Below are 24,264 nucleotides of genomic sequence, written 5' to 3'. Positions count from 1 at the left end.
ATCACGATTGTTTAGAGCTGAATTCATCTAACTTTAGCCCCAAAAGCCTTTCACTTTCCGCAATCATTTCACGGTATGTGCTGTTATTAAAGCCCCACAATGTGGAATCCAACTCTTCTTTATGTCCTACTAAAAATTTTGGTGTAGTAATTACATGTAGATCACTGCGACTTTCAATATAACGATCTATTGTATTAGTTTTTGCATCATGATTTCGATCATCCCAACCCAAGAGCTTTTCATAGAAATCTCTGGAATAGATATTCATTACCGTACTAGTCATTTTGTCAATCGTAACATATTTTTGGCCATTATAGTCCATACACGCCAAGATATTAGTATCTTGATGCAAGTTAGCTATCAGTCCCGAGAAAAGATCCCAATCTTTTCGTTCATTGAGATACTCATTTACACTTTTCAGACGAGATAAAAAATGCTCAGGAAATTCAATATCATCTTCGCAAATCATTATACGTTCAAGCCCTAGGTCTTTTGCGCGATGCAAGAGAAATTTATAACTCAAACCACAGCCAACCCATCCAAGACGATGCCTTAGACCAGGGAAATACTGAATCCCATAATGATTGTCATTATCAAAATCCGCACGTCGGGAGACTGTTTCAGGGAGTCCTAAACATACCATATCCGAATCAAAACTAATTGAATCTCCCACTGCAGTATAAAATTGTTCATACGTGATAAGATCGTGAGCTAAAAATGCTCTCAGAAAATAATATGAAAAAACATCAGGAGTCTCTACACATGCCTTTCTTAATTGAACGCTTCGCTTATTCCGTCTAACATCATCACTAACCCAGTAGCGAACTCGCTCTACCATTTCATCAATATTATTGATTGGCACAAAATCGACTAGGGGAAACAATGCTGAATGCTCATCCATATCTGCACTTTCTTCAGATACAATAATTTTATTTTGCGACAAACACTCGTATATTCTGGTTGTTTCCAGTAGCGCGCCTTCATAATAATGAATATTAACAATCACCTTTGCTTTTGCCATTTCAGCATACAACGCATCACCAAAAAGATCATTGATGATTTTCACTGAAAAATGCTTTTTAAGCTCCGCAACATAGGCTCTACGTCTATCATTATTAATGTCACCATAAAATAACACATCAACCGTCTCAGGAACCGAGTCGGCAAGCTCGCGCGGAAGAAAACCCACAGGCAGATGATAGAGCTGGCGATAGCTCAATCCTTTATCTTGCAAAAAGGCAATATTCTTTAAAGAGTAGTCGAAAATGGCCAGGGAATTTTCCAGACGAGCAAGGTAATCGTCAGTGAACCAACGAGAACTGACTGACTGCTCAAGTTGATAAGCGATATATTGCCCAGGTAAAACAGGGAACATCTGTGGACAGATGACGATATGCAAGACATCCAAGTAACCTTCTTCAGGCATTTGATATTGAACTACAGCCTGAATATTCACTTTCTTCAAACTTGCACACATCAATTCGGCAAGATAACCACAATGCGTAGTTGTTAGAATAACTAACTCAGCAGTATCTTTATCTCCCAGAGAAATAACCTCTGGCGTGGCATAGTGAGACTGATGACCCAATACATGGCTAATGCGATGTAACGTCTCTCTGATTCCATGATGTCGCAAATTGCGCCATCCTTTCATTAATAATGATGGGTCTCTGGCAAGAATAACCATAGGACGCACTAACGGGCGGATCATGCGCGCCAGTTTACCACGCCGGCCTCCTTCGCTGCATACTTGTCGCCAGCCATGTTGTAATGCAACAACATCACCACGCATCAACCGGCCCATCACTCTTAAAGGCATTGTTATCCGCCAGGACAAACTGGTTGTCACTTGTTGTTGCCAAGCTTGAAAGAGCGCATCCTGATGCTGAAGTTGATTTTCAAGAGCATTGACTTGGCGAGATGAAAACTCGGCTTGTTTAGAGATAGTTACCAATCGCTCAGAGAACATTTCCTTTTGTTTAGTGGCCTGCTGTTGTGCTTCATCAATACTTTGCTGCTGTCTCTCAATGATAGAAAGAGACTCCTGATATTGACGAGCAATCTCAGACTCATAATCAGATAGATGCTTGGTATGTAACTCTGCTTGTTCAGACAACGCAGTTGCCAATTCAGCATTACGCTCTTGCCACGCTCGAGCATCAGCCTGATGATCACGAGCAAGATTGGCAAACTGTATAGAAACTGCAGCTTGAACCGAAGAGGGTAGACCATCAAATAATTTTGGATCAAGGTGATCTTGTTGCATGTATTCACTCACATGGCAAAGAATTATATCGTGCTGTTCAGGTTCGCCCAATCGAAAGCGTAAATATGCAGGTTTTAACTGTAATGAATAGGGCACCAAATATCCAAATAGATAGAAACTGAGCCGTTTTATACGTTCAGCATCATCATGCGCTTCCAATATAAAATTGTAAGAATTATCACCCCATACCGTTAGTGACTTGTCAAGTAAAAGCGCCTCCAGTCCTACGCTGGAGTTGACAGTTAATATCTTTCGACACAAAGCAACAAAATATAGACTATTAGGTGAGTCATCGAGATTGATCTGCGCAGCTTTAAGCGCAAATGGACTTCCCGGATGGGCGCGAACAAGCAGATCATGTGCTGCCACTTTCTGACGTGCGGCAGCAAGCAGTGCGAGATTGCTCATTCCATTGCCATAAGCAACCAGATTAGAGTCGTCTTCAACTTGCAACACCGCCCCACATTCATAAGTGGTTTGAGCAGGCAAACTCTGGCAAGTTTCGGGATGAGTCAAGAAAAAATGCAATAGCTCTCGTGTTGTGAGTGACAATTGCCAATCATCACAGAGGGAATAACGTTGTGCTGACTCAGAGTTGCCATTGACACCGCGAAAATCGACATACCCGGTCTCACGATACAGGGGGCCACGCAGTGGACCCAATTCAATATGGATGACAGGAATACCACGGGCAGCACACACCGCCTCCAGTGAAGCGACATTACATATAGTGACGATGGCTTCAAGTTTAGCCGGAGCTGTATCCAGTAACCCCTCAAGCTCACGCTCAAAAGCCGCATCGCGCTCACACAAGAAACGCCGAAACGCCTCTATCGGATTACCATTGAGCTTATTCAGCCAATCATCAAATCTATTCTCATTCAGCCATGCATAATGATGTTGCTCAGGCATGGCATTAACTGGCAAGGAATATCCCAACCGAGATTGTACTGCATGATCACATTCCCAGCGACCGTCCCAATCACTAGGAGCCCGGACATAATCACGCCCGGTAATAAAGAAAGCAGATTCATCAGCCCACTCACAAAGTAAACGGTAATAGCACCAAAGATAAGGTGCAGCTTGGGCACGAAAAGGATAAGGAGGTAGAAAAGCAGCCAGCATGGATAACTCCGAATAATTCAGGCCAGAACGGTTATAGGTGCGTGTACGACGCCGCCCAGCTCTCTGGAAGACCAGAACTTTATTGCCTGCATCGGTCGACGTTGATCAAGTTCCTCACGCTCCCCTCCCTTGAGGGATGCCAGACCACAGTGCAACAAATAATCGCCACTATTAATTGGCAAGGTCACTTGATAAGTCACCAGTTGGCGACCGGGTTTCAAGGTTATGGGGTGACCAGCAGCAATATTGCTATCACCCCAAATGTCACCACCTTGGGCCCGGCTTAATGAGAGTCCCAATGCAACATCTTCAATGCTCTGGCTCGACCAGAGTTCAAAACGTAGCGTCAGTGTTTCACCTGATTTCACAAGGGGTTCTTCATGAAAAGGCGTACCATCCGCCTTGACAATGGTCAGGCTGGCGATAATCGCACGGGCAGAACCAAATCGCTTCTCACCCAGCGCCAGATTGGCCTCACTCTTTTGCTTTTCAAGTAAGACTGAATGCGATGGACAATCGCCATCACTTTCAATGTCTGGCAATGCCAAGGTATCGGCTTGCTCCTGCGACAGGATCATCCCTTTTTCATAAGCCATCACCGCAGCTAGCACATCAGTTGTATCACCAATCAGGCGTCCCCCTTCCATTACCAGACAACGATCGGCATACTCCAGAATACTGCCTGTTGAGTGGGTCACCATCAAAATGGTTACCCCCTTCGCTTTCAGGGCCTCCATACGCTTGAAACACTTGTATTGGAAACCGATATCGCCAACTGCCAGCGCTTCATCAACTATCAAAATTTCAGGGTCTATGCACGCCTGTACCGCAAACGCCAAACGCACGTACATGCCACTGGAATAGGTCTTGACGGGTTGCTCCATAAAATCGCCAATGTCGGCAAAACGAGCAATTTCATCAAACCTTGCATCAATATCCTCTTTACTCAATCCCAGGACACTGGCATTGAGATAGACATTATCACGCCCACTGAACTCCGGATTAAATCCAGCCCCCAGCTCAAGCAAGGCTGCAATACGGCCATTGACGTTAACTTCACCATGAGATGGATTAAGGGTGCCGCAAATCAGCTGGAGCAGCGTGGATTTCCCGGCCCCGTTATGGCCGATAATTCCAACGGTCTCGCCCTTTTTAATCGTGAAATCAATGTCCCGGAGCGCCCAAAACTCGCGAAAATATTGTCTGGCAGCACCACAAAACAAGCGGGATAAGCGAGGAATGACAAACTGTTTGAGTCGATCGACCGGTTGCTCATAAACCTGATAACACTTGCTCAAACCACGCACTTCAATCGCGACTTTGTCAGAGCACATCGGCAAACCCCTTACGCGTTTTCTGGAACAAGGCAAATCCGGCATACATTACCGCCATACCGGCAATCAATGTCATGCCGTATAACTCCCAAGAAGGCAATTTTCCCCAATAGAGCACATCCCGCACCTGTGCTATCACCGAGGTTAGTGGATTGATGTTCAACCAATGGCGATACTCTTCTGGCAACGCTTCAACAGGGTAGAATATCGGTGAGAGGAACATTAATATTGTACTGATTACGCCCACCAGTTGTGAAAGATCACGCAAGTAGACCCCCATCGCAGCAAGTGCCCATGAGACGCCCATGACTAACAAGGCAAGCGGTAAAATCACAACAGGGAAAAGCAACGCGGTAACAGGCGGAATACCAAAGGCAATAGTATAAAAAGCGATCCACACCAAAAAACTGATCAGTAGATTTATCATGGCACTACCCAATGCAACCCAAGGCAGGATATCAAGTGGAAATACAACTTTTTTGACGTAGTTGACATTCTCCAGAATCAAACGTGGCGCTCGATTAAAGCACTCTGAAAATAGATTAAATACCATTAAGCCTGCAAACAATACCAGAGCGAATTCGCTACGCGAATCACTACCACCACTCCAGCGAGCCTTAAATACCACACTAAAAATAAAAGTGTAAACAGCCAACATAAAAAGTGGTGTAAATAGAGCCCACAAATTCCCAAACAGTGAGCCTCGATATCTAGCAGCAACTTCTCGACGAACTAGAGTGATAATTAAATGACGATTATTATAAAAAGACAACATGCGAATTGGTGATATACTGCTATCTCGATTCATAAACAACCTTGGAAAAATAATGAAGCAATACCTTGCGAATACACATCAAAATATTATAACTCATCCGTTTTATAAAATGAAAATGGAAAACTAAAGGAAATATTCCGCATCAGAAAACATAACAGCCATCTCATCCTTTTTTGATAAGATCGTCTTATCTGATGGCCAATTAACACTTAAGTTCTCGTCATTCCACAATATGCTCCTGTCACTTTGCGGATGATAATAGCTTGTCGTTTTATATAAAAACTCAGCTGTCTCACTTATAGTGAAAAAACCATGAGCAAACCCTTCCGGGATCCACAACTGTCGCTTGTTTTCACCTGACAAGTGAACGCCAACCCACTGGCCGAAGGTCGGTGAGCTTTTGCGAATATCTACCGCCACATCAAACACTTCACCAGCAACACAACGCACCAGCTTGCCCTGGGCATGGGGAGGCAGTTGATAGTGCAAACCACGCAACACCCCTTTCGAGGATTTGGAATGATTATCCTGCACAAAGTCAACCGGATATCCTACCGCCTCTTCAAACAACTTGTGGTTGAAACTCTCAAAGAAAAAACCACGCTCATCACCAAATACTTTTGGCTCAAAAATAAGCACGTCAGGAATTGCTGTTTTGATTACGTTCATCTGTTTACCCACATTTGATCCAGTTTTTATGGGGGAACAACATTCCTCCCCCCATATCACATCAGGCGTTAGCAACCATTCTTAACAAATATTGGCCATATGCATTTTTCGCCAGCGGCGCTGCAAGCTCACGTATCTGGTCAGCACTGATAAACTTTTGGCGATAGGCGATCTCTTCAGGACACGCCACCTTCAATCCCTGGCGCGTCTCGATAGTCTGAATAAAGTTGCTCGCTTCTATCATGCTTTCATGGGTACCGGTATCCAGCCAGGCATAGCCACGCCCCATCATCGCCACCGACAGATTGCCTTGCTCCAGGTAGATACGGTTCACATCGGTGATTTCCAGCTCACCACGCGGTGACGGCTTCAGGCGCTTGGCAATCTCAACAACGCTGTTGTCGTAGAAATAGAGGCCGGTGACCGCATAGTTGCTCTTGGGCTCCAACGGCTTCTCTTCCAGCGAGATAGCTGTACCCTCTTTATCAAATTCCACCACCCCATAACGCTCGGGGTCATGCACATGGTAGGCAAAGACGGTAGCACCACTCTCTTTGGCCGCTGCCGCCGCCAACTGTTTCTGCAGGTCGTGGCCATAGAAGATGTTGTCCCCCAGCACCAGCGCACAGGGGTCTGACCCGATAAACTCTTCACCCAGAATAAAGGCTTGTGCCAACCCGTCCGGACTTGGCTGCACCTTGTACTGCAAATTCAGGCCCCACTGACTGCCGTCACCCAGCAATTGCTCAAAACGGGGGGTATCTTGCGGCGTGCTGATGATCAGAATATCGCGAATGCCCGCCAGCATCAGGGTGCTGAGCGGGTAGTAGATCATCGGCTTGTCATAGATAGGCAACAGTTGCTTGCTCACCGCCATGGTCACCGGATAGAGACGGGTGCCTGAGCCACCGGCCAGAATGATGCCTTTACGTTTGGTCATGATGCTTGTTTCTTATTTTTAAATTGCAAAAGAAAAAGGTGGCTTGCAGCTACACCTTTTACGTTTTATCTCTTGCCAGCCAGGGATGCACTCAACACATCCCTGACCAGGGATTTACTTGCTGAGGATCTCGGTCAACATCCGCTCCACGCCGACGGTCCAGTCCGGCAGTACCAGATCAAAGGTGCGCTGGAATTTGTCGGTATCAAGGCGGGAGTTATGGGGGCGTTTGGCAGGGGTCGGGAAGGCGCTGGTCGGCACTGCATTGAGTTGTGTGACCGCCAGATCAACGCCAGCCTCTCTGGCTTTGGCAAACACCAATTGGGCGTAGTCAAACCAGGTGGTGGTACCGGAGGCAATCAGATGGTACAGCCCGGCAACCTCAGGTCTGCTCTGCGCCACGCGGATCGCATGGGCGGTGCAATCGGCCAGTAACTCGGCACCGGTCGGGGCGCCGAACTGGTCATTGATGACCGACATCTCGCTACGCTCTTTGCCAAAGCGCAGCATTGTCTTGGCAAAGTTGGCTCCACGGGCGGCGTAGACCCAGCTGGTGCGGAAGATCAGGTGACGAGCGCAGAGAGCCGCCCCCTGTTCCCCTGCCAACTTGGTTTCACCGTAGACGTTGAGCGGTGCAGTTGCATCGGTTTCCACCCAGGGACGCTCACCGCTGCCATCGAACACATAGTCGGTGGAGTAATGCACCAGCCAGGCATCCAATGCTTCCGCTTCTTTGGCGATCGCCGCCACACTGGTCGCGTTGAGCAGCTCGGCAAATTCCCGCTCACTCTCCGCCTTGTCGACTGCGGTGTGGGCTGCGGCGTTGACAATCACGTCCGGCTTGACCAGACGTACCGTGTCGGCCACCCCTGCCGGGTTGCTGAAATCGCCACAATAATCGGTGGAGTCAAAATCAACGGCAGTGATGCGGCCCAGCGGTGCGAGTGCACGCTGCAGCTCCCAACCGACCTGACCGTTTTTGCCAAACAGCAGAATATGCATCAGGCACGCTCCCCGTAATTCTGCTCAATCCAGGATTGGTAGGCACCGCTCTTGACGTTGTTGACCCACTGTTCGTTATCCAGATACCACTGCACAGTTTTGCGAATGCCAGATTCGAAAGTTTCTTGCGGCTGCCATGCGAGCTCACTGCTCATCTTGCTGGCATCGATGGCATAACGGCGATCATGGCCAGGGCGATCCGCCACATAGGTGATTTGCTCACGATAAGAGCCCGCCTTCGGCACCATCTCGTCCAGCAGATCGCAGATGGTGTGTACCACCTCCAGATTCTGCTTCTCGTTATGACCGCCGATGTTGTAGGTCTCCCCGACCAAGCCCGTGGTCACCACCTTGTAGAGCGCGCGTGCGTGGTCTTCCACATAGAGCCAATCGCGAATTTGGTCGCCCTTGCCATAGACCGGCAGCGGCTTACCATCCAACGCATTGAGGATCACCAGCGGGATCAGTTTCTCGGGGAAGTGGTACGGGCCGTAGTTGTTGGAGCAGTTGGTGACGATGGTGGGCATGCCGTAGGTACGGCGCCAGGCGCGCACCAGATGGTCACTGGAAGCCTTGGAGGCAGAATAGGGGCTGCTGGGGGCGTAGGGCGTCGTTTCAGTGAAGAGTGGCAAGGGTTCACCAGCAGACGCTTCATCCGGATGTGGCAGATCGCCATACACCTCGTCGGTGGAAATATGGTGGAAGCGGAAGGCCGTCTTGCGCGCCTCGTCCAGACCGTTCCAATAGGCGCGGACCGCTTCCAGCATCATATAGGTGCCGACGATATTGGTCTCGATGAAGTCGGCGGGGCCTGTGATAGAGCGATCAACGTGACTCTCGGCGGCCAAGTGCATCACGGCATCCGGTTGATGGGTAGCAAACACCCGATCCAGTTCGACGCGGCTGCAGATGTCGACCTGCTCGAACGCGTAACGATCGCTGCCCGAGACCTCAGCCAGGGATTCCAGGTTGCCTGCATAGGTCAGCTTGTCGAGGTTGACAACTGAGTCTTGGGTATGCCGGATGATATGGCGAACAACGGCTGAACCGATAAAGCCGGCACCACCAGTCACAAGGATCTTCATTGAAAGGTTCCCGATTTCAAGATAACGAAATGACAAGACATTGTTTGACGCTTGCGAAGAAGATCTTCACGGTAGGTTTGCGAAGCGCCTACACTGATGACTAAATCGTCTAGCACACAGATATATCACTGAAACTAAGCTTGGTTAATTTTTCTGCATAATTTCTAGCAATACGACTTGTAAATAATTCTTATTTGATAAACTTGGTGGGGAGGGTAATTATAAAAAAGATGACATAGTCAACAAAGTGAAACGCTACCGCCCTTGAGTTACAGCTCCCAATATGCTGATTTTAACCTTCTTGTCCGTGCTGTTGGCCATCAGATCCTCCAGCTTCTTGTTTTGATTGATGTTTAACAATTCTTAAGCATTCCATTACCTTACTAGGCTGTCCGGAACCTACATTGCTCACATCTTGGGCTTTTTGCGCCCTAAACCCGATCGCGGGTCAGATTCTATCTTGTTTAACCCAAGGGTGAATAGTCAAAAGGTGCAAAAGGCCCTCAATAGGGTAAGGATTCAACAGCATTCCCATTAACCTACTGACTTCAATGCCACCAGTGTTTTTACTGATAATCCTCTAGTGACACCTTTCGATGAAGAATAGAAAAAATATGTCTGTCAGTGTGCTCATATCACCTCATTCGTGGGCATCAGATTGTTAGGATAGCGCCAAGAGATCAAGAGTGTGCTCTTCTGTTGATCCATTTACGTACCTTACTACCCCTCCACTGCGATCATAACGGTCGCATACTGCTGTCACCGTATGTAAATCGCTTCGTGTCACAGAGTTTTGGCATCTTATTAAACACTCTATTGAGGAGTTCAGTCTGGGATGATTCAGTCCCGATACAGCGGGGTCAGGTAGGATCCGGATTGACTCTCCCTCTTGTTGACCCTCTAATTGACAGCCTGGACCCTCATCATCATGCATCTTATGAAAATCCTACTGGTTGAAGACGACAAGCTGCTCAATCACCACCTCTCCACCCTGTTGACCGAGGCCCAGAACCAGGTTTACAGCACGGACAATGCCCAGGTTGCGCTGCACTACGCGGCCGACTACCCCATCGATGTCGCCATCATCGATCTGGGCCTGCCTGACATGGATGGCCTTCAGCTCATCACCCGCCTGCGCGAGCAGCAGATCCCCTTTCCCATCATTGTGCTGACGGCCAGAGGCAACTGGCAGGACAAGGTGGAAGGACTGGAGGCCGGGGCGGACGACTACCTGGTCAAACCCTTCCAGAAGGACGAACTGCTGGCCCGTCTCAATGCGCTGGTACGCCGCAGCGCCGGCTTCATCTCCCCCAGAGTGAAGGCGGGTGACTACGAGCTGGATCTCTCCCGCAAGGAGCTGACCATCGCCGGCGAGGTCACCGTGCTGACCAGTTTCGAATATCTGATCCTGGAATACCTGATGCGAAATGCCCGTCAGGTGGTCTCCAAACAGCAGTTGCTGGATCAGCTCTATGGGGATGGTGAAGGGGATCCCAACACCATCGAGGTGATGGTGAGCCGGCTTCGCAAAAAACTGGATCCGGAAGGGAGCATCCAGCCCATCTCCACCATCCGCCGCCAGGGCTACATCTTCAACCTCGCCTGCAGCTGATGCGCCTTGCCATGTTGCATCCCCTGACCCTGATCCGCCGCTCCCTGCACCTCAAGCTGATGCTGAGTGCCATGCTGGTCATCGCGCTCATCATGGCCTTCTCCGTCTACATCCTCTACCTCGGCCATGCCGAGGAGCAGGCCCAGAAAGCCAGTGTCCGCATGCAGGAGAACCTCTCCAAGCTGTTCTCGTCCAAGCAGCCGGAGCCCCACGCCATGACGGATCTAGGCAAGCTCACCCCGGATGCCATCGATCCCAATCTCGATACCCTGATCTGCCGCGCCGACGGAGTGCTGAGCTGGTCCAGCCTGCACATGCCGGAGGTGGTCTCCATCAAGGAGACCATCTGCCGGGATCTGATGAGATACTTGGGGGGACTGGATCAGGACTATTTCTTCAAGCTGCATACCATCAAGAACGGCGAGAGCTACTTCATCTACAGCCTGCGTTTCCTGCGCAATCATGGCGCCGGCCCCACCACCTACTACGTGGTGATGGTCGATTCCGCCCGGCGCTATCAGGCCCAAACCCGCGATTACCTCTACCGCTGCATTCGCCAGGCGCTGCTCGCCTACTGTCTGCTGGGCGCTCTGTTGCTGCTCACCAGTTTCTGGAGCCTCTCTTCCCTGCGCACCATGGCGCGCCAGATTGACGAGATCCGCGCCGGTACGCGAGAGGCGCTGTCAAACGACTACGAGCGCGAACTGACCCCCCTGACAAGCTCGGTCAACCAGTTGCTGGAGAACGAACGCCAGCAGACCCAGCGCTACCAGCACGCCCTAAACGATCTCGCCCACAGCCTGAAAACCCGGCTGGCGCTCATCCAAATCACCGCCCAGGAGCTCAAGCTCGGCCACGACATCCATGACAACATCAATGAACAGATCACCACCATGGATCAGATCATCCAGTACCAGTTGCGCCGCGCCGTCACCGGGCGAAAGCGCCTCGCGAGCAAGGGCACCGAACCGGTTCCCCTCATCGAGAAGCTGCTGGCCAGCCTCGCCAAGGTCTATCGCCACAAGAAGCTGCAGACCGGCTTCCAGTTTGACGACGATGTCTTCTTTCACGGCGAGCAGGGCGATCTGATGGAGCTGATGGGCAACCTGCTGGACAACGCCTGCAAGTTCGCCATCAGCGAGATCCGGGTTCATGTCCGCCACCGGGAGCGCGGCCTGCTCATCGTGGTGGAAGACGACGGCCCCGGCATTGACCCCGGCAAATCGCAACAGATCTTCCAGCGCGGCGTGCGGGCTGACAGCTCCCCCGGCCAGGGGATTGGCCTCGCCGTGGTGACCGAAATCGTGCACAGCTACGGCGGCGAGATCCGGGTGGATGACTCCCCGCTCGGCGGCGCGAGATTCCACATCACCCTCCCCTGACTGAAGCGCCCCTGGTTTTCTAGACACTTTGTTGCTGAAAAATAAACTGCCTTTCAAACTCTACCGGCGACAGCCCATCATTGGAACCATGACGCCTGATTGGGTTGTAAAACATCTCGATATAATCAAACACATCGCTGCGGGCTTCGTCTCTTGTCGCGTAAATCCTGCGCTTGATCCGCTCCCGTTTGAGCAACTGAAAGAAGCTCTCGGCGACCGCGTTGTCGTGACAGTTACCCCGTCGGCTCATGCTGCAACTCAGGTTGTGGGCCTTCAGAAAGTCTTGCCATTCACCACCGGTAAACTGGCTGCCCTGATCCGAATGCACCAGTACCGGCTGCTTGGGTTTGCGCCGCCAGACGGCCATCAATAACGCATCAACCGCCAAGTCTGCCGTCATGCGTGACTTCATCGCCCAGCCGACGATCTGGCGAGAGAACAGGTCGAGCACCACCGCCAGGTACAGCCACCCTTCTTGAGTGCGAATGTAGGTAATGTCAGTCACCCAGGTGATGTTGGGGGCTGGCACCTTAAACTGACGTGCCAGCGTGTTTGGGGCAGCTTGCGTGCTCTTGCCTCCATAATGCCCCTTGCGGCGTTGATAGCCCGTTTGCGAACGCAGTCCCTCCCGCTTCATTAATTTGGCCACACGGTGCTTGCCGCAGGCTTCCCCTGCGTCACGAAGGTCGCGATGGATCTTGCGATAACCGTAGACAGCACCACTTTCCAGCCAGGATTGCTTGACCAATCCGGTCAGTCGTTCGTCCTCCTGCTGTCGTGGCGATGTGGGCTGTTTCAACCACGCGTAGAAGCCACTTCGGTGAACCCCCAGGGTCTGGCACAGGGTAACGACACTGTACCGGTCGAGTCGGGAGGTTATGAACGCGTACCTTTCCTTGACTCGCTGGCAAAGTACGCGGCGGCCTCCTTTAGAATATTGCGCTCCTCGGTGACCTGGCGCAGTTCAGTTTTCAGGCGGCGGATCTCGGCTTGCAAGGCAGACTCTTCTATCTGCTGGTCAGCAGGCTTACCGTACTGCTTGAGCCATGCATACAGGCTGTGGCTGGATACCCCGATGGCACGTGCAACGTCAGCCACCGGCCGCCCGCGCTCGGTGATTTGTTTAACGGCTTCGATTTTGAATGTTTCTGGATAACGCTGACGGGTCATAACACCTCCAATAGTTGCCTCATTTTAAGGCTGTGAGGTGTCTAGGGAACTGGGGGCGATTCAGACAGCGCAGGAGCCAGTACCTGGCTCCTGCCGCATTCGGGCGTTGCCATCCCGGTGCTTTCCATGTCTCACGCCTCACTCCTTATGCCTCGACCAGGCCAAGCACATGGCAGCGAGGCTGACGAGCTTGCACCCCCATCAGACGCTCACCTGCCGCTCCCCTCAGCCCCATGCTCGCGCAGAAACGGCAGGCATAAAAAAACCGGCCGCGAGGGCCGGTAAAACAGTTCAGGCTTGTCAGGTGACAATGCGCACCCAGCGGATGAAGACCGGTTTCAATTCCCTATGAAGCCCCGTCCTCTTGAGTACGTAGGTTCACTTTACGCCCCGGTCACTGAATCGGGACTGAACCATGTTCACCCTGGCAAGGCTCAGAGACGGATCCCGAGCGACTGGCGCAGATAAGCCCCTGCCCCGAGCAGCCCCGGCCCTTCATGGGTGATGAGGAAGACCGGAATGTCTTTGAGATAAGGCTTGAAGCGCCCCTTGTCCTCGAAGGCGACCCGAAAGCCCGATCCGATGAAGAACTCCTGGAAGCGCGGCACTATGCCACCGGCGATGTAGACACCGCCGAAGGTGCCCATGTTGAGGGCCAGGTTGCCGGCAAAGCGGCCCATGAGCACGCAGAACAGGCTCAAGGTGCGGCGGCAATCGAGGCAATCCCCCGCCAGCGCGCGCTCGGTGATGTCCTTGGGGGCAAAAGGTTCGGGCTCGCGGCCATCGGATTTGACCAGGCCGCGATAGAGATTGACGAGCCCGGGGCCCGAGAGGAAACGCTCCGCCGACACATGGCCCAGCTCGCCGCGCATCACCTGCAGCACCGCATCTTCCTCTTCCGTGTTGGCGGCGAAGTCCACGTGACCGCCCTCACCCGGCAAGCTCAGCCACTGCTCACCAGCCTGCACCAGGTGGGCAACGCCAAGGCCGGTCCCTGCGCCATAGATGGCGATGGGCTTGCCGGCGACTGGGGCCGCGCCCCCGAGCTGGATGCGATCGCTCTCGCCGAGCACGGGCACCGCCATGGAGACGGCAGTGAAATCGTTGATCACCTGCAGGCGTGCCAGGCCGAGGTTGGCCTGCATCTCGCGGATGGAGAACTCCCAGCTGTGGTTGGTCATGGCGACCCAGTCACCATTGATGGGACAGGCGATGGCGATGCACGCCTCGCCCACGGTGGCATCGTGCTCTTCGAGATAGAGGCGCACCACGGCCTCCAGGCTGGGATGGGCCAGCCCCGAATAGGTTTTTGCCTGGGAAATGGCGCCCGTCGCCAGTTCGCAGAGGGCCAGCCGGGCATTGGTACCGCCAACGTCGCCCACCAGCGCATGGGTATGCTGCATAACAAACTCCTTCGTTACCGACTCGGGGCGGCCCTTACCGTCCCGACATTATTATTTGGCTGCAATACTACTCGAGCCCGCAGCCGGGCTGCGCGATTTATGCAGACAAGTGTGCGCCCGCTCACAGTGTTGTTGCTTTGCAACATTTGTAAGCGTTTTCAAGACGAAAATGGAAGTTTGCAACTAAAAACACGAAATAATTAGATATGAGTCATACTTTGCAGGGCCGAGATTAGTTCCGATAAGCGCTTGTCTTGTATAGTCATCGCGGAGACAGGAAACCTGCTTGAGCTGTGAATTTAGTGCACAGACACTGAAGTTAAATTACAAAAATGCCTGGTGGTAATGATGAATACCCTCGATAAAATTACGAACAATCTGGAAAGTTTCAGTAAATCAGAGCGTAAGGTGGCTGAAGTGATTCTGGCCTCACCCCAGACCGCCATTCACTCCAGCATTGCTACCCTGGCCAAGCTGGCCGATGTGAGCGAACCGACCGTCAACCGTTTCTGCCGTCGCCTCGATACCAAGGGTTTTCCCGATTTCAAGCTGCACCTGGCCCAGAGCCTGGCCAACGGCACCCCTTATGTGAACCGCCACGTGGAAGCGGAAGACGGCCCGGACACCTATACCGCCAAGATCTTCGAATCCACCATGGCCTGCCTCGATGCCGCCAAGAACAGCCTGGACATCTCGGCCATCAACCGCTGCGTCGATATTCTGACCCAGTCCAAGAAGATCAGCTTCTTTGGTCTGGGCGCCTCCTCCGCCGTCGCCCGGGATGCCCAGAACAAGTTCTTCCGCTTCAATATCCCCGTGGTGAGCTTCGATGACATCGTCATGATGCGCATGAGCTGCATCAACAGCAGCGAAGGGGACGTGGTGGTCCTCATCTCCCACACCGGCCGCACCAAGGCCCTGGTGGAAATTGCCGCGCTGGCCCGGGAAAACGATGCCACCGTCATCGGCATGACCGCCAAGGACTCTCCCCTGGCCCGCGAATGCAACCTGGTGCTCTCCATGGACGTGCCGGAAGACACCGACGTCTACATGCCCATGGCCTCGCGCATCGCCCAGCTCGCCCTGGTGGACGTGCTGGCCACCGGTTTCACCCTGCGCCGTGGCATGAAATTTCGCGAAAACCTGAAGAAAGTCAAAGAAGGTTTGCGCGAATCCCGCTTTGATACCCCGCACTCCTCCTGATCATTCGGGGGTCCGCCCCCGACTGTCTATGCCAACGGGCTTGGTGTAGTATCGAAATTCAATCAAACAAGGCCACCCAGATGGCCTGCCAGTTGGCGCCATGCCACATGCTTGACGGGGCAGTATTTCAAGTCATATCAACTTCACATTGGAGTCTTTCATGCCAAGACGTACAAAGATTGTTACCACACTCGGTCCGGCGACCGATCGCGACGGCATTCTCGAGGGGATCATTCGCGCCGGTGCCGACATGGTGCGGATGAACTTCTCCCACGGCACTCCTGAAGATCATATCCAGCGCGCCAACCAGGTGCGTGACATCGCCGCCAAGCTGGGCCGCCACGTGGCCATCATGGGCGATCTGCAAGGCCCCAAGATCCGCGTCTCCACCTTCAAGGATGGCAAGATCTACCTCGCCATCGGTGACAAGTTCATTCTCGACGCCGCCCTCGGCAAGGGCGAAGGCTGCCAGGAGCAGGTTGGCATCGACTACAAGAGCCTGCCGCAGGACGTGGTATCCGGTGACATCCTGCTGCTGGACGATGGCCGCGTGCAACTGAAGGTCGAGCAGGTCGAAGGCACCCGCATCCACACCACGGTGACCGTGGCCGGCCCTCTCTCCAACAACAAGGGCATCAACAAGAAAGGTGGCGGCCTCTCCGCCCCGGCCCTGACCGAGAAGGACAAGGAAGACATCAAGACCGCCGCCCGCATGAACGTGGACTACCTGGCGGTCTCCTTCCCCCGCAGCGGCGATGATCTGCGCTACGCCCGCGAACTGGCCCGCGAAGCCGGCTCCAACGCCAAGATCGTGGCCAAGGTCGAGCGCGCCGAGACCGTCGCCAGCGACGAGGCGATGGAAGACATCATCCTCGGCTCCGATGCCGTCATGGTGGCCCGTGGCGATCTCGGCGTCGAAATCGGCGACCCCGAACTGGTGGGTGTGCAGAAGAAGCTCATTCGCCACTCCCGTCGCCTGAATCGCGTGGTCATCACTGCGACCCAGATGATGGAGTCCATGATCAACGCACCGCTCCCGACCCGTGCCGAAGTCATGGACGTGGCCAACGCCGTGCTGGACGGTACCGATGCGGTGATGCTCTCCGCCGAGACCGCCGCCGGCCAGTTCCCCATCGAGACCGTGACCTCCATGGCCAGCGTCTGTGTGGGCGCCGAGAAGCACCCGAGCCTGAACGTCTCCAACCACCGCATGAGCTACACCTTCACCTCGGTGGAAGAGGCGGTGGCCATGTCCACCATGTATGCGGCAAACCACCTGGAAGGGGTCAAGGCGATCGTGGCGCTGACCGAGTCGGGCACCACCCCGCTGCTGATGTCCCGCATCAGCTCCGGCCTGCCCATCTTCGCCATGTCTCCTCACAACAAGACCCTGGCCTGGGCCAACCTCTACCGCGGCGTCACCCCCGTGCTGTTTGATGGCGACGAGACCAAGCCGGTCTACGAGGTGTGCCGCGACGCGCTGGACGTGCTCAAGGCCAAGGGACTGCTGCAAAGCGGCGACATGGTATTGCTCACCCACGGCGACAAGATGGAGACCGTCGGCAGCACCAACACCTGCAAGGTGATGATGGTCGAGTAATCGCCCCTCCTCCCTGCAACAAAAACGGCTCCCACGGGAGCCGTTTTTTATGGGATCTGCCCAGGTTCAACTGCGAAACAGCTCCACCTTGTCTCCATCCTGCAGGCTGCCGGCGCCGCGCACCACCACCTTGTCTCCCTGCTTGAGAGCGCCGCTCACCGCCACTTCCCGGCTGTCCCCAAAGAGCACGGTGACCGGCACCCGGTTCACCGTGAGCGCCTCGCCGCGCTGCTCCACCTGATAGACCACGCTTCCCTCGGTGCCGAGCACCAGGGCATCCCGTGGCAGCAGCATGGTGTGCTGCTCTCCCATCGGCAGCGCCACCCGCACTGGCGAGCCAATGATGAAGGTGCCCGCTTCCGGCTTGAGGCGCAGCTCGATGAGCCGGGACTTGGGATCGGCGCTCGCCGCCCGCTGGTAATAAATGGCGTGGCTGCTGAGCTGCTCCCCTTCCACCCGCAACCGGGTCTGGGTGGCCAGTTGCCGGGCCCAGGCAATAGGTGCACGCAACCGGATATCCGGCTGGTCCGGATTGACCAGCTCAAGCGCCTGTTCGCCCGCATCCACATGCTCCCCCGGCTGGATGAAGTGTTCATTCACCACTCCGTCAAACGGGGCAAAGATGCGGCTTCTGCGCAGCTGCTCCTCAATCTGGCGCACCTGCACCCGCGCCAGCTGATCGGCCAGCTCAGCCTGCTCCACGTCATAGCGCGCCTTGTCATACTGGCTCTGGGAGGCACTCTTTTGCTGGTGCAAACGATCCAGGCGCTGGAACTCGGCGCGAGCGTAACGCAGGTTGCTCCCCTCTCTGGCTTGTTCCGCCCTCGCCTGCTCCAGCGAGAGGCGCAGAGTCGCGCTGTCCAGGCGCAGCAACTCGTCCCCCGCCTTCACCCGGCTGCCAAACTCGGCTATCCACTCCACCCGACCGCTCACTTCGGCGCTGAGCGCCGCCTGCTGGCGGCTCGCCACCGTGCCGCTGACCCAGATGCTGGCCCCCCCCTCTCCCTGGGCCACCTCCGCCAGCGTCACCATCTTGCTTTGTGCAAGCGCAGGCAGCCCGCCAGCCAGCAGCAGGGCCCCCACCACCATCCTTGTGAAACCTTGTGTCATCGATGAGCTCCTTGCTCAGGCACGCTGCCGAAGGGCGTGCGGTATGTCGGTCTGCTCCCCCAACCGCAGGAAGGCGGGCAACAGGATCAGGGTGAAGAGGGTGCTGCAACTCATGCCGCCGACGATGACGGTGGCCAGCCCCCGGTAGATTTCGCTCCCCTCGCTCGGACTCAGCATCAGGGGCAGCATGCCGAAGATGCTGGTGAGGCTGGTCATGGCGATGGGACGCATCCGGCTTTGCAGGGCATCGGTGACTGCCGACTGTCGGCTCATCCCCTCCCGCTCGGCCATCCTGGTCTGGTGCACCAGCAAAATGGCGTTGTTGACCACCAACCCGAGCAGGATGACGAAGCCGATGATGGTGAGCAAGTCCATCGGCAGCGGCGCCACCAGACCGCTCAGGTGCAGCGCCAGCACGCCGCCTACGGTGGCGAGTGGCAAGGTGAGCAGCACCAGCACGGCATCCTTGAGGGAGGCGAAGACCCCCCACAGCAGAATGAGCAGTATCATCACGGCGAACAGGAAGATGCTGCCGAGGTTGCCCAGCGCCTGCTGCAGGCTGTCGGCATTGCCGGCGACCCGCAGCTCCCCCCCGGCCGGCAGCAACGGCCGGATGGCGGCAAAGCTCTTGTGCTGCAGGGTGTCGAGCACCTGCTCCATGCTCATCCCCGCAGGGGGCGAAATCTGCAGGCTGATGCTGCGCCGCCCATCGGATCGGAAGATGCTCTCAGGCCCGAGTTGCGGCTCCACCCGCAGCAGTTCCCCAAGGGGAACGATGCGCCCGGACGGGGTAGCAAGCGGCACCGCCTTGAGCTCGTCCGGGTTGGCGGAGGCCTGCCCCATCAGCAGGATGTCAAGCCGCTCATCCCCGTCGAAATATTCGCCGACCCGCAGGCCATCACCAAAGGTCTGGATGATGGCGGGCATGGGGGAGCGATCCCAGCCCACCTCGGCCAGGCGCCTGTCCTGGGGCACCAGCCGAAGCTCGGGAGCGGTGAAATCGAGTCCGGGTTCTGGCCTGACCTGGGCGCCGGGCAAGTCCCGCTGCACTATGGTCATGCTCTCCCGGGCCGCCTGATAGAGTTCGGGCAGCCCACCCCCCTGGATCAGCAGGGAGATGCTGTTTTCACTGTCAAAACCGCCAAACAGGGACCCCTGACCGCCAAACACCCGGGTGTCGGGAATGCCCACCAGCAACTGCTTCATCAAGAGCTGCTCCAGTACCTTGATCTGGCTCTCCTCCTTTGGCCGCACCCCGATCTGGGCACCGCCCGGGTAGCGCAGGATGTAGTAGTTCTTGAGGACAGGATCCTTCTCCCCTTTCATATAGGGGTCGAGGCGAGCAATCAGGGTATCGATCACCTCTTCCCGCTGGGCCTTGAGATTGACCCCCGGGGTGAAACTCATCCAGACATCGATGGCGTCCCGCTTCACATCTGGCAGGTAGTTCATCTTGGGCAGCAGCAGCCAGCTCGCCAGCACAGGCCCCGTCATCATCAGGACGATGATGGCCCAGCGCCTGGGGGCGGTGGCAGTCCAGCGGATCACATGGCGAGTGGCGCGGCACCACAGGCGCTCAAAGGGATCAATCAGCCGCTCGTGCCCCATCCAGCGCGCCGCCACCGCAGGCAACACCGTGACCGCCACCACCATGGAGACGGTCACCGCGCAGGCGATGGTGAGCGCAAGATCGGCAAACAACTGCCCTTCCACATCGTTGAGCAGGAGCACCGGCAGGAAGATGGCGACCGTGGTCAGGGTGGACGCCACCAGAGCGGTCCACACCCGGCGGGTGCCCTCCAGCGCCGCCTCTCCCTTGCTGATGTCACCCCGCTCATGGCGCCGGTAGATGCTCTCCAGCACCACGATGGCGGCGTCGAGCACCATGCCGACCGCAAACGCAATGCCCGCCAGAGAGATGATATTGAGGGTCCGCCCCATCACCTTGAGCAGGCAGAAGGTGAGCATGATGCTGATAGGGATGGCGATCGCGATCATCAGGGTCGCCTTGAGCTGGCGAAGAAAGACCCAGAGGATGGCGCAAGAGAGCAGCACCCCGAGCCCCAGGTTGGCGGTCACCATACTCACCGCCCGGTTGATGTAGAGAGAAGCGTCAAACGACTGCTCCATGTGCAGGCCAACCGGCTCCAGCACCTCCCGGTTGAGCTCCCCGACCTTGGCCTTGATCCCCTCGAGCGCCGCCAGGGCATTGGCACCGCTCTCCTTGAAGATCTGCGCCGCGATGGCGGTGTTGCCGTTCTGGATGCGCAACACCGGGTTCTCCTCCCGGGCCACTCTGATCTCGGCAACGTCCCGCAGATAGATGGGCAGGCCGTCACGCCAGTCCACCACCTTGTCCCCCAGGGCCGCCACGTCATAGCGACCGGCAAAGCGCAGCTTGTACTCCCAGCGTCCGATGTCGAGGGTGCCGGCCGACACATCCCAGCCCGTCGTTGCCCGGCTGGCAAGCACCGGGATCTCCACCCCCAGCTCGGCAGCGCGGTAAGGGTCGAAACGGATCTGGATCTGGCGCTCGTTGATCCCCTCGATGTCGACCGTGGACACCCCGGGGATCCGCTCCAGCTCGGGCTTGACCCTCGCCTCGATCAGCGCCTGGTGATCGTCTATCTCCCCCTTGGCGCCGGGCAGTTGCTGGATGAAGAAGAAGGTCAGGGTGTCGTTGCTGCTGTAGTTGTTGACGTAAGGACCGCCGATGTTGTCCGGCAGCCCCGAGACCCGGTTCAGGCGGGAGATGACGTCAAGCTGGGCCCGCTGCATGTCAGTGCCGAGGGCAAACTCCATGTCGATTTCGGTGAAGCCGGGGTAGCTGTTGCTGCTGAGGCTCTTGAGCCCCTGTACCCCCTGCATCTCCTGCTCGATGGGATCGGTTATCTCCGACTCCATCTCCTGGGGCGAGGCCGAACGCCAGTCCACCGTGATGTTGAGGTGAGGACGGTCTATGTCGGGAAACAGCTGGACGGGCAGTCCCCGGATGCTGAGCAGGCCCAGCAAAAAAATCAGCACGACCGAGACCGCCACCCAGATGGGGCGTTCGATCGCCGTTTTGGCGAGGTTCATTCACTCTTCCTGAGTTGTTGTTATCGGCCATTCCGATGGCCTTGCTTCCTGCCCCAAGGGTGGGGGCCATTGCATTAAACTGGAATTAATCGACCTTGTAAATGCCTGGTTAAACAACAAAAAACCGGCCACTAGGGCCGGTTGTCGGTTTACGCTCGGGGTCAGGCTGCATGCTCGACCGGGTTCGGTTGAGACAATCCTTCCAGCTCGCCAGGAGCGAAGTTGTCCACCTGGATCGCCTCGTAGCGCAAGGCATCGGCGGCCAGCAGCTTGTCCGCCTCCTCCTTGCCGAGGATGGACTGGGACAGGGCCGCAGCCACCAGCTCAGGCAGCGCCAGCTTGCGGGGCAGTCTGCCCTCTTTCTGGGCCTGCACCAGCTTCTTCTCGATGGGCTGCACCGAGACCATGGCCTGGAAGGCACGCTCCATCAGCCCCACCGGATCCGCCTCGTCCTTGCCTACATAACAGAGCGCGGTCAGACGATCCCGGAACTCGCCCGGCGTCATCATGGCCAGACAGATGGCATGGCAGCGATCGTCCGCCGGCATCTTGTAACCGACGCCGAACGGGAACACCACCCGCTTGAGTACGGCACCCACCACCTTGTTCGGGAAGTTCTGGAAGAAGCCCTCGAACGCCTTGCCAATCAGGTAGAGGTTGCGCTCCACCGCGTACTGCACGAACGGCAGGTCAGAGACCATGCGGCCCTGATCCTCGTAATGCTTGAGGGTGGCGGAGGCCAGGTAGAGGTGACTCAGCACGTCACCCAGACGGGCGGAGATCATCTCCTTGCGCTTGAGATCCCCGCCCAGCATCAGCATGGAGACGTCGGCGCACAGGGCCAGCCCTTTACTCATGCGGGAGAGTTGCTTGTAGTAGCGGGCGGTTTCGCCAGCCACCGGGGCGCTGTTGAACTGGCCCAGGGTCAGCCCCTGGAACAGGGCACCGAAGAAGTTGCCGGTACCGAAGGCGATGTGTTTCATCAACAGGGCGTCAAACTTCTCGAGACCGCGCTCCACATCGGTGTCGGCCGCCGCTTCCAGCTCGGCAAACACATACGGATGGCAGCGGGTGGCCCCTTGCCCGAAGATCATCAGGTTGCGGGTCAGGATGTTGGCCCCTTCCACCGTGATGGCCACCGGAATGCCCATGTAGGCGTAGCCGGTGTAGTTTTTCGGGCCCAGCTGGATGGCGCGACCGGCGTGGATGTCCATGGAGTCATCCATCACCTGGCGGGCCATCTCGGTCATGTGGTACTTGGAAATCGCGGTGACGATGGCCGGTGCCTGACCCAAATCCAGGGAACCTGCGGTCATGCGACGAGCGCCTTCGAGCTGATAGGTGAGGCCGCCAATGCGGGCCAGCGCTTCCTGCACCCCTTCAAACTTGCCGATGGACATGCCGAACTGTTTGCGCACGTAGGAGTAGGCGCCCACGGTGCGGCTCGCCATGTGACCACAGGCGGTACCCAGAGCAGGAAGCGAGATGCCGCGACCGGCGGAGAGGCACTCCACCAGCATGCGCCAGCCACGGCCGGCGTAATCTGGGCCACCGATGATCCAGTCGAGCGGAATGAACACATCCTTGCCGAAGGTCGGGCCGTTCAGGAACGCCAACCCCATGGGGTAGTGGCGATCGCCGACGCGCACGCCTGGGTGACTGGTCGGGATCAGCGCACAGGTGATGCCGATCTCTTCCTTGTCACCCAGCAGTTTTTCCGGGTCATAGAGCTTGAACGCCAGCCCCAGCACGGTGGCACGCGGCGCCAGGGTGATGTAGCGCTTGTTCCAGTTGAGGCGAATGCCCAGCACCTCTTCACCCTTGTGCATCCCCTTGCAGACGATCCCCTTGTCCGGGATGGCGCCCGCATCGGAGCCCGCTTCCGGCCCGGTCAGGGCGAAGCAGGGTACCTCCTTGCCGTTGGCCAGCCCCGGCAGCCAGAAATCTTTCTGGGCCTGGGTGCCGTAATGCATCAGCAACTCGCCCGGGCCGAGGGAGTTGGGCACCATGACGGTGACCGCGACGCTCAGGCTCTTGGTGGCGATACGGGTGACGATGGTGGAGTTGGCAATCGCCGAGAACTCGCGGCCGCCGTAGGATTTCGGGATGATCAGGGAGAAGAAGCCTTCTTTCTTCAGATAGTCCCACACCGGCTCCGGCAGGTCCTTGGTCTCGTTGACGATCTTGAAGTCGTCCACCATGGCGAGCAGGGTTTCGACCTGGTTGTCGATAAAAGCCTGCTCTTCTGCGCTCAGCTCGGCCTTGCCGTAGCCGTGCAGTTTCTTCCAGTCCGGGTTGCCGCGAAACAGCTCCCCGTCCCACCAGACGGAGCCGGCCTCCATGGCCTCCCGCTCGGTGGCCGACAGGGGCGGCAGTATCTTCTTGAAGATGCCGAACACGGGGCGGGTCACCACCTTTTTACGGATGGCGGGGACACCGAGCACCACGGCTATCGCCAGCACCAGCAGGACAAGCAATGTGATCATACCGAAGTTCCTTCTATTTCACTG

16 protein-coding genes are annotated in these 24,264 nt (G+C 55.9%); 4 read left to right on the top strand and 12 right to left on the bottom strand.

Annotated features, from left to right (window positions below; translation table 11 throughout):
- Position 1 precedes the first annotated feature (1 nt).
- The 7 genes from PG879_RS04245 to rfbB form a co-directional block, all read right to left on the bottom strand.
- Positions 2–3,391 carry a GT99 family glycosyltransferase N-terminal domain-containing protein gene (locus tag PG879_RS04245; protein ID WP_270829812.1) on the bottom strand — a complete coding sequence of 1,130 codons (3,390 nt, stop codon included), beginning with the start codon at positions 3,389–3,391 and terminating at the stop codon, positions 2–4.
- 17 nt (positions 3,392–3,408) lie between these two features.
- Positions 3,409–4,725, bottom strand: coding sequence for an ABC transporter ATP-binding protein (locus PG879_RS04240; protein ID WP_113725151.1), 1,317 nt, complete (start codon positions 4,723–4,725; stop codon positions 3,409–3,411).
- Positions 4,715–5,533 (bottom strand): ABC transporter permease, encoded by an 819-nt coding sequence (locus PG879_RS04235; RefSeq protein ID WP_270829811.1) that lies wholly within the window; start codon positions 5,531–5,533, stop codon positions 4,715–4,717. Before PG879_RS04235 ends, PG879_RS04240 begins: the two co-directional genes overlap by 11 nt.
- Before the next feature lie 90 nt (positions 5,534–5,623).
- Entirely contained in the window at positions 5,624–6,169 is a 546-nt protein-coding gene (gene rfbC / locus PG879_RS04230) for a dTDP-4-dehydrorhamnose 3,5-epimerase (protein ID WP_270829810.1), read from the bottom strand.
- Between the two features lie 61 nt (positions 6,170–6,230).
- Positions 6,231–7,109, bottom strand: a complete 879-nt coding sequence (rfbA, locus tag PG879_RS04225) for a glucose-1-phosphate thymidylyltransferase RfbA (protein ID WP_042877769.1) — start codon at positions 7,107–7,109, stop codon at positions 6,231–6,233.
- 114 nt (positions 7,110–7,223) lie between these two features.
- Positions 7,224–8,111: a dTDP-4-dehydrorhamnose reductase gene (gene rfbD / locus PG879_RS04220; protein WP_113725155.1), complete on the bottom strand. Its 888-nt coding sequence runs from the start codon at positions 8,109–8,111 to the stop codon at positions 7,224–7,226.
- Positions 8,111–9,196 carry a dTDP-glucose 4,6-dehydratase gene (gene rfbB, locus PG879_RS04215; protein WP_270829808.1) on the bottom strand — a complete coding sequence of 362 codons (1,086 nt, stop codon included), beginning with the start codon at positions 9,194–9,196 and terminating at the stop codon, positions 8,111–8,113. Before rfbB ends, rfbD begins: the two co-directional genes overlap by 1 nt.
- Before the next feature lie 937 nt (positions 9,197–10,133).
- Here rfbB and PG879_RS04210 point away from each other — a divergent pair.
- The gene (locus tag PG879_RS04210) at positions 10,134–10,808 is read left to right on the top strand and encodes a response regulator (RefSeq protein ID WP_041207018.1); all 675 of its coding nucleotides are present in this window, start codon (positions 10,134–10,136) and stop codon (positions 10,806–10,808) included.
- Between the two features lie 11 nt (positions 10,809–10,819).
- On the top strand, positions 10,820–12,190 hold the full coding sequence (locus PG879_RS04205) for an ATP-binding protein (protein WP_214005469.1): 1,371 nt from the start codon (positions 10,820–10,822) through the stop codon (positions 12,188–12,190).
- Between the two features lie 19 nt (positions 12,191–12,209).
- Here the strand turns inward: PG879_RS04205 and PG879_RS04200 are convergent.
- Positions 12,210–13,360 (bottom strand): IS3 family transposase gene (locus tag PG879_RS04200; RefSeq protein ID WP_111736006.1). Its coding sequence is split into 2 segments (ribosomal slippage): positions 12,210–13,123 and positions 13,123–13,360, totalling 1,152 coding nucleotides; the frame shifts between segments, so codons are not numbered across the junction.
- A 434-nt stretch (positions 13,361–13,794) separates the two neighbouring features.
- Positions 13,795–14,763, bottom strand: coding sequence for a glucokinase (gene glk / locus PG879_RS04195; RefSeq protein WP_039041241.1), 969 nt, complete (start codon positions 14,761–14,763; stop codon positions 13,795–13,797).
- Positions 14,764–15,111: 348 nt separating this feature from the next.
- On the opposite strand from glk, the gene PG879_RS04190 reads away from it, so the two are divergent.
- Together PG879_RS04190 and pyk are read left to right on the top strand one after the other, a co-directional pair.
- Positions 15,112–15,966 (top strand): MurR/RpiR family transcriptional regulator, encoded by an 855-nt coding sequence (locus PG879_RS04190; protein WP_029314760.1) that lies wholly within the window; start codon positions 15,112–15,114, stop codon positions 15,964–15,966.
- Positions 15,967–16,126: 160 nt separating this feature from the next.
- Entirely contained in the window at positions 16,127–17,566 is a 1,440-nt protein-coding gene (gene pyk / locus PG879_RS04185) for a pyruvate kinase (RefSeq protein WP_041214849.1), read from the top strand.
- A gap of 66 nt (positions 17,567–17,632) precedes the next feature.
- Here the strand turns inward: pyk and PG879_RS04180 are convergent, their stop codons facing one another.
- From PG879_RS04180 to PG879_RS04170, 3 genes are all read right to left on the bottom strand, one after another.
- The gene (locus PG879_RS04180) at positions 17,633–18,676 is read right to left on the bottom strand and encodes an efflux RND transporter periplasmic adaptor subunit (RefSeq protein ID WP_264818358.1); all 1,044 of its coding nucleotides are present in this window, start codon (positions 18,674–18,676) and stop codon (positions 17,633–17,635) included.
- Positions 18,677–18,691: 15 nt separating this feature from the next.
- Positions 18,692–21,754 (bottom strand): efflux RND transporter permease subunit, encoded by a 3,063-nt coding sequence (locus PG879_RS04175; RefSeq protein ID WP_109422032.1) that lies wholly within the window; start codon positions 21,752–21,754, stop codon positions 18,692–18,694.
- Positions 21,755–21,915: 161 nt separating this feature from the next.
- On the bottom strand, positions 21,916–24,240 hold the full coding sequence (locus PG879_RS04170; protein ID WP_041213197.1) for an acyl-CoA dehydrogenase: 2,325 nt from the start codon (positions 24,238–24,240) through the stop codon (positions 21,916–21,918).
- Positions 24,241–24,264: the final 24 nt, after the last annotated feature.

The organism is Aeromonas sp. QDB63 (assembly GCF_027707425.1).
GTDB lineage: Bacteria > Pseudomonadota > Gammaproteobacteria > Enterobacterales > Aeromonadaceae > Aeromonas > Aeromonas caviae.
The sequence above is the reverse complement of the archived record's forward strand: the minus strand, read 5'-3'. Positions and strand labels throughout refer to the sequence as shown.

Coding starts and splice junctions, on each gene's coding strand:
- PG879_RS04210 (WP_041207018.1), top strand. CDS start 10,134: ATGAAAATCCTACTGGTTGAAGACGACAAGCTGCTCAATCACCACCTC.
- glk (WP_039041241.1), bottom strand. CDS start 14,763: ATGCAGCATACCCATGCGCTGGTGGGCGACGTTGGCGGTACCAATGCC.
- rfbC (WP_270829810.1), bottom strand. CDS start 6,169: ATGAACGTAATCAAAACAGCAATTCCTGACGTGCTTATTTTTGAGCCA.
- PG879_RS04245 (WP_270829812.1), bottom strand. CDS start 3,391: ATGCTGGCTGCTTTTCTACCTCCTTATCCTTTTCGTGCCCAAGCTGCA.
- PG879_RS04235 (WP_270829811.1), bottom strand. CDS start 5,533: ATGAATCGAGATAGCAGTATATCACCAATTCGCATGTTGTCTTTTTAT.
- rfbA (WP_042877769.1), bottom strand. CDS start 7,109: ATGACCAAACGTAAAGGCATCATTCTGGCCGGTGGCTCAGGCACCCGT.
- PG879_RS04240 (WP_113725151.1), bottom strand. CDS start 4,725: ATGTGCTCTGACAAAGTCGCGATTGAAGTGCGTGGTTTGAGCAAGTGT.
- PG879_RS04205 (WP_214005469.1), top strand. CDS start 10,820: ATGTTGCATCCCCTGACCCTGATCCGCCGCTCCCTGCACCTCAAGCTG.
- pyk (WP_041214849.1), top strand. CDS start 16,127: ATGCCAAGACGTACAAAGATTGTTACCACACTCGGTCCGGCGACCGAT.
- PG879_RS04190 (WP_029314760.1), top strand. CDS start 15,112: ATGAATACCCTCGATAAAATTACGAACAATCTGGAAAGTTTCAGTAAA.
- PG879_RS04170 (WP_041213197.1), bottom strand. CDS start 24,240: ATGATCACATTGCTTGTCCTGCTGGTGCTGGCGATAGCCGTGGTGCTC.
- rfbB (WP_270829808.1), bottom strand. CDS start 9,196: ATGAAGATCCTTGTGACTGGTGGTGCCGGCTTTATCGGTTCAGCCGTT.
- PG879_RS04180 (WP_264818358.1), bottom strand. CDS start 18,676: ATGACACAAGGTTTCACAAGGATGGTGGTGGGGGCCCTGCTGCTGGCT.
- rfbD (WP_113725155.1), bottom strand. CDS start 8,111: ATGCATATTCTGCTGTTTGGCAAAAACGGTCAGGTCGGTTGGGAGCTG.
- PG879_RS04175 (WP_109422032.1), bottom strand. CDS start 21,754: ATGAACCTCGCCAAAACGGCGATCGAACGCCCCATCTGGGTGGCGGTC.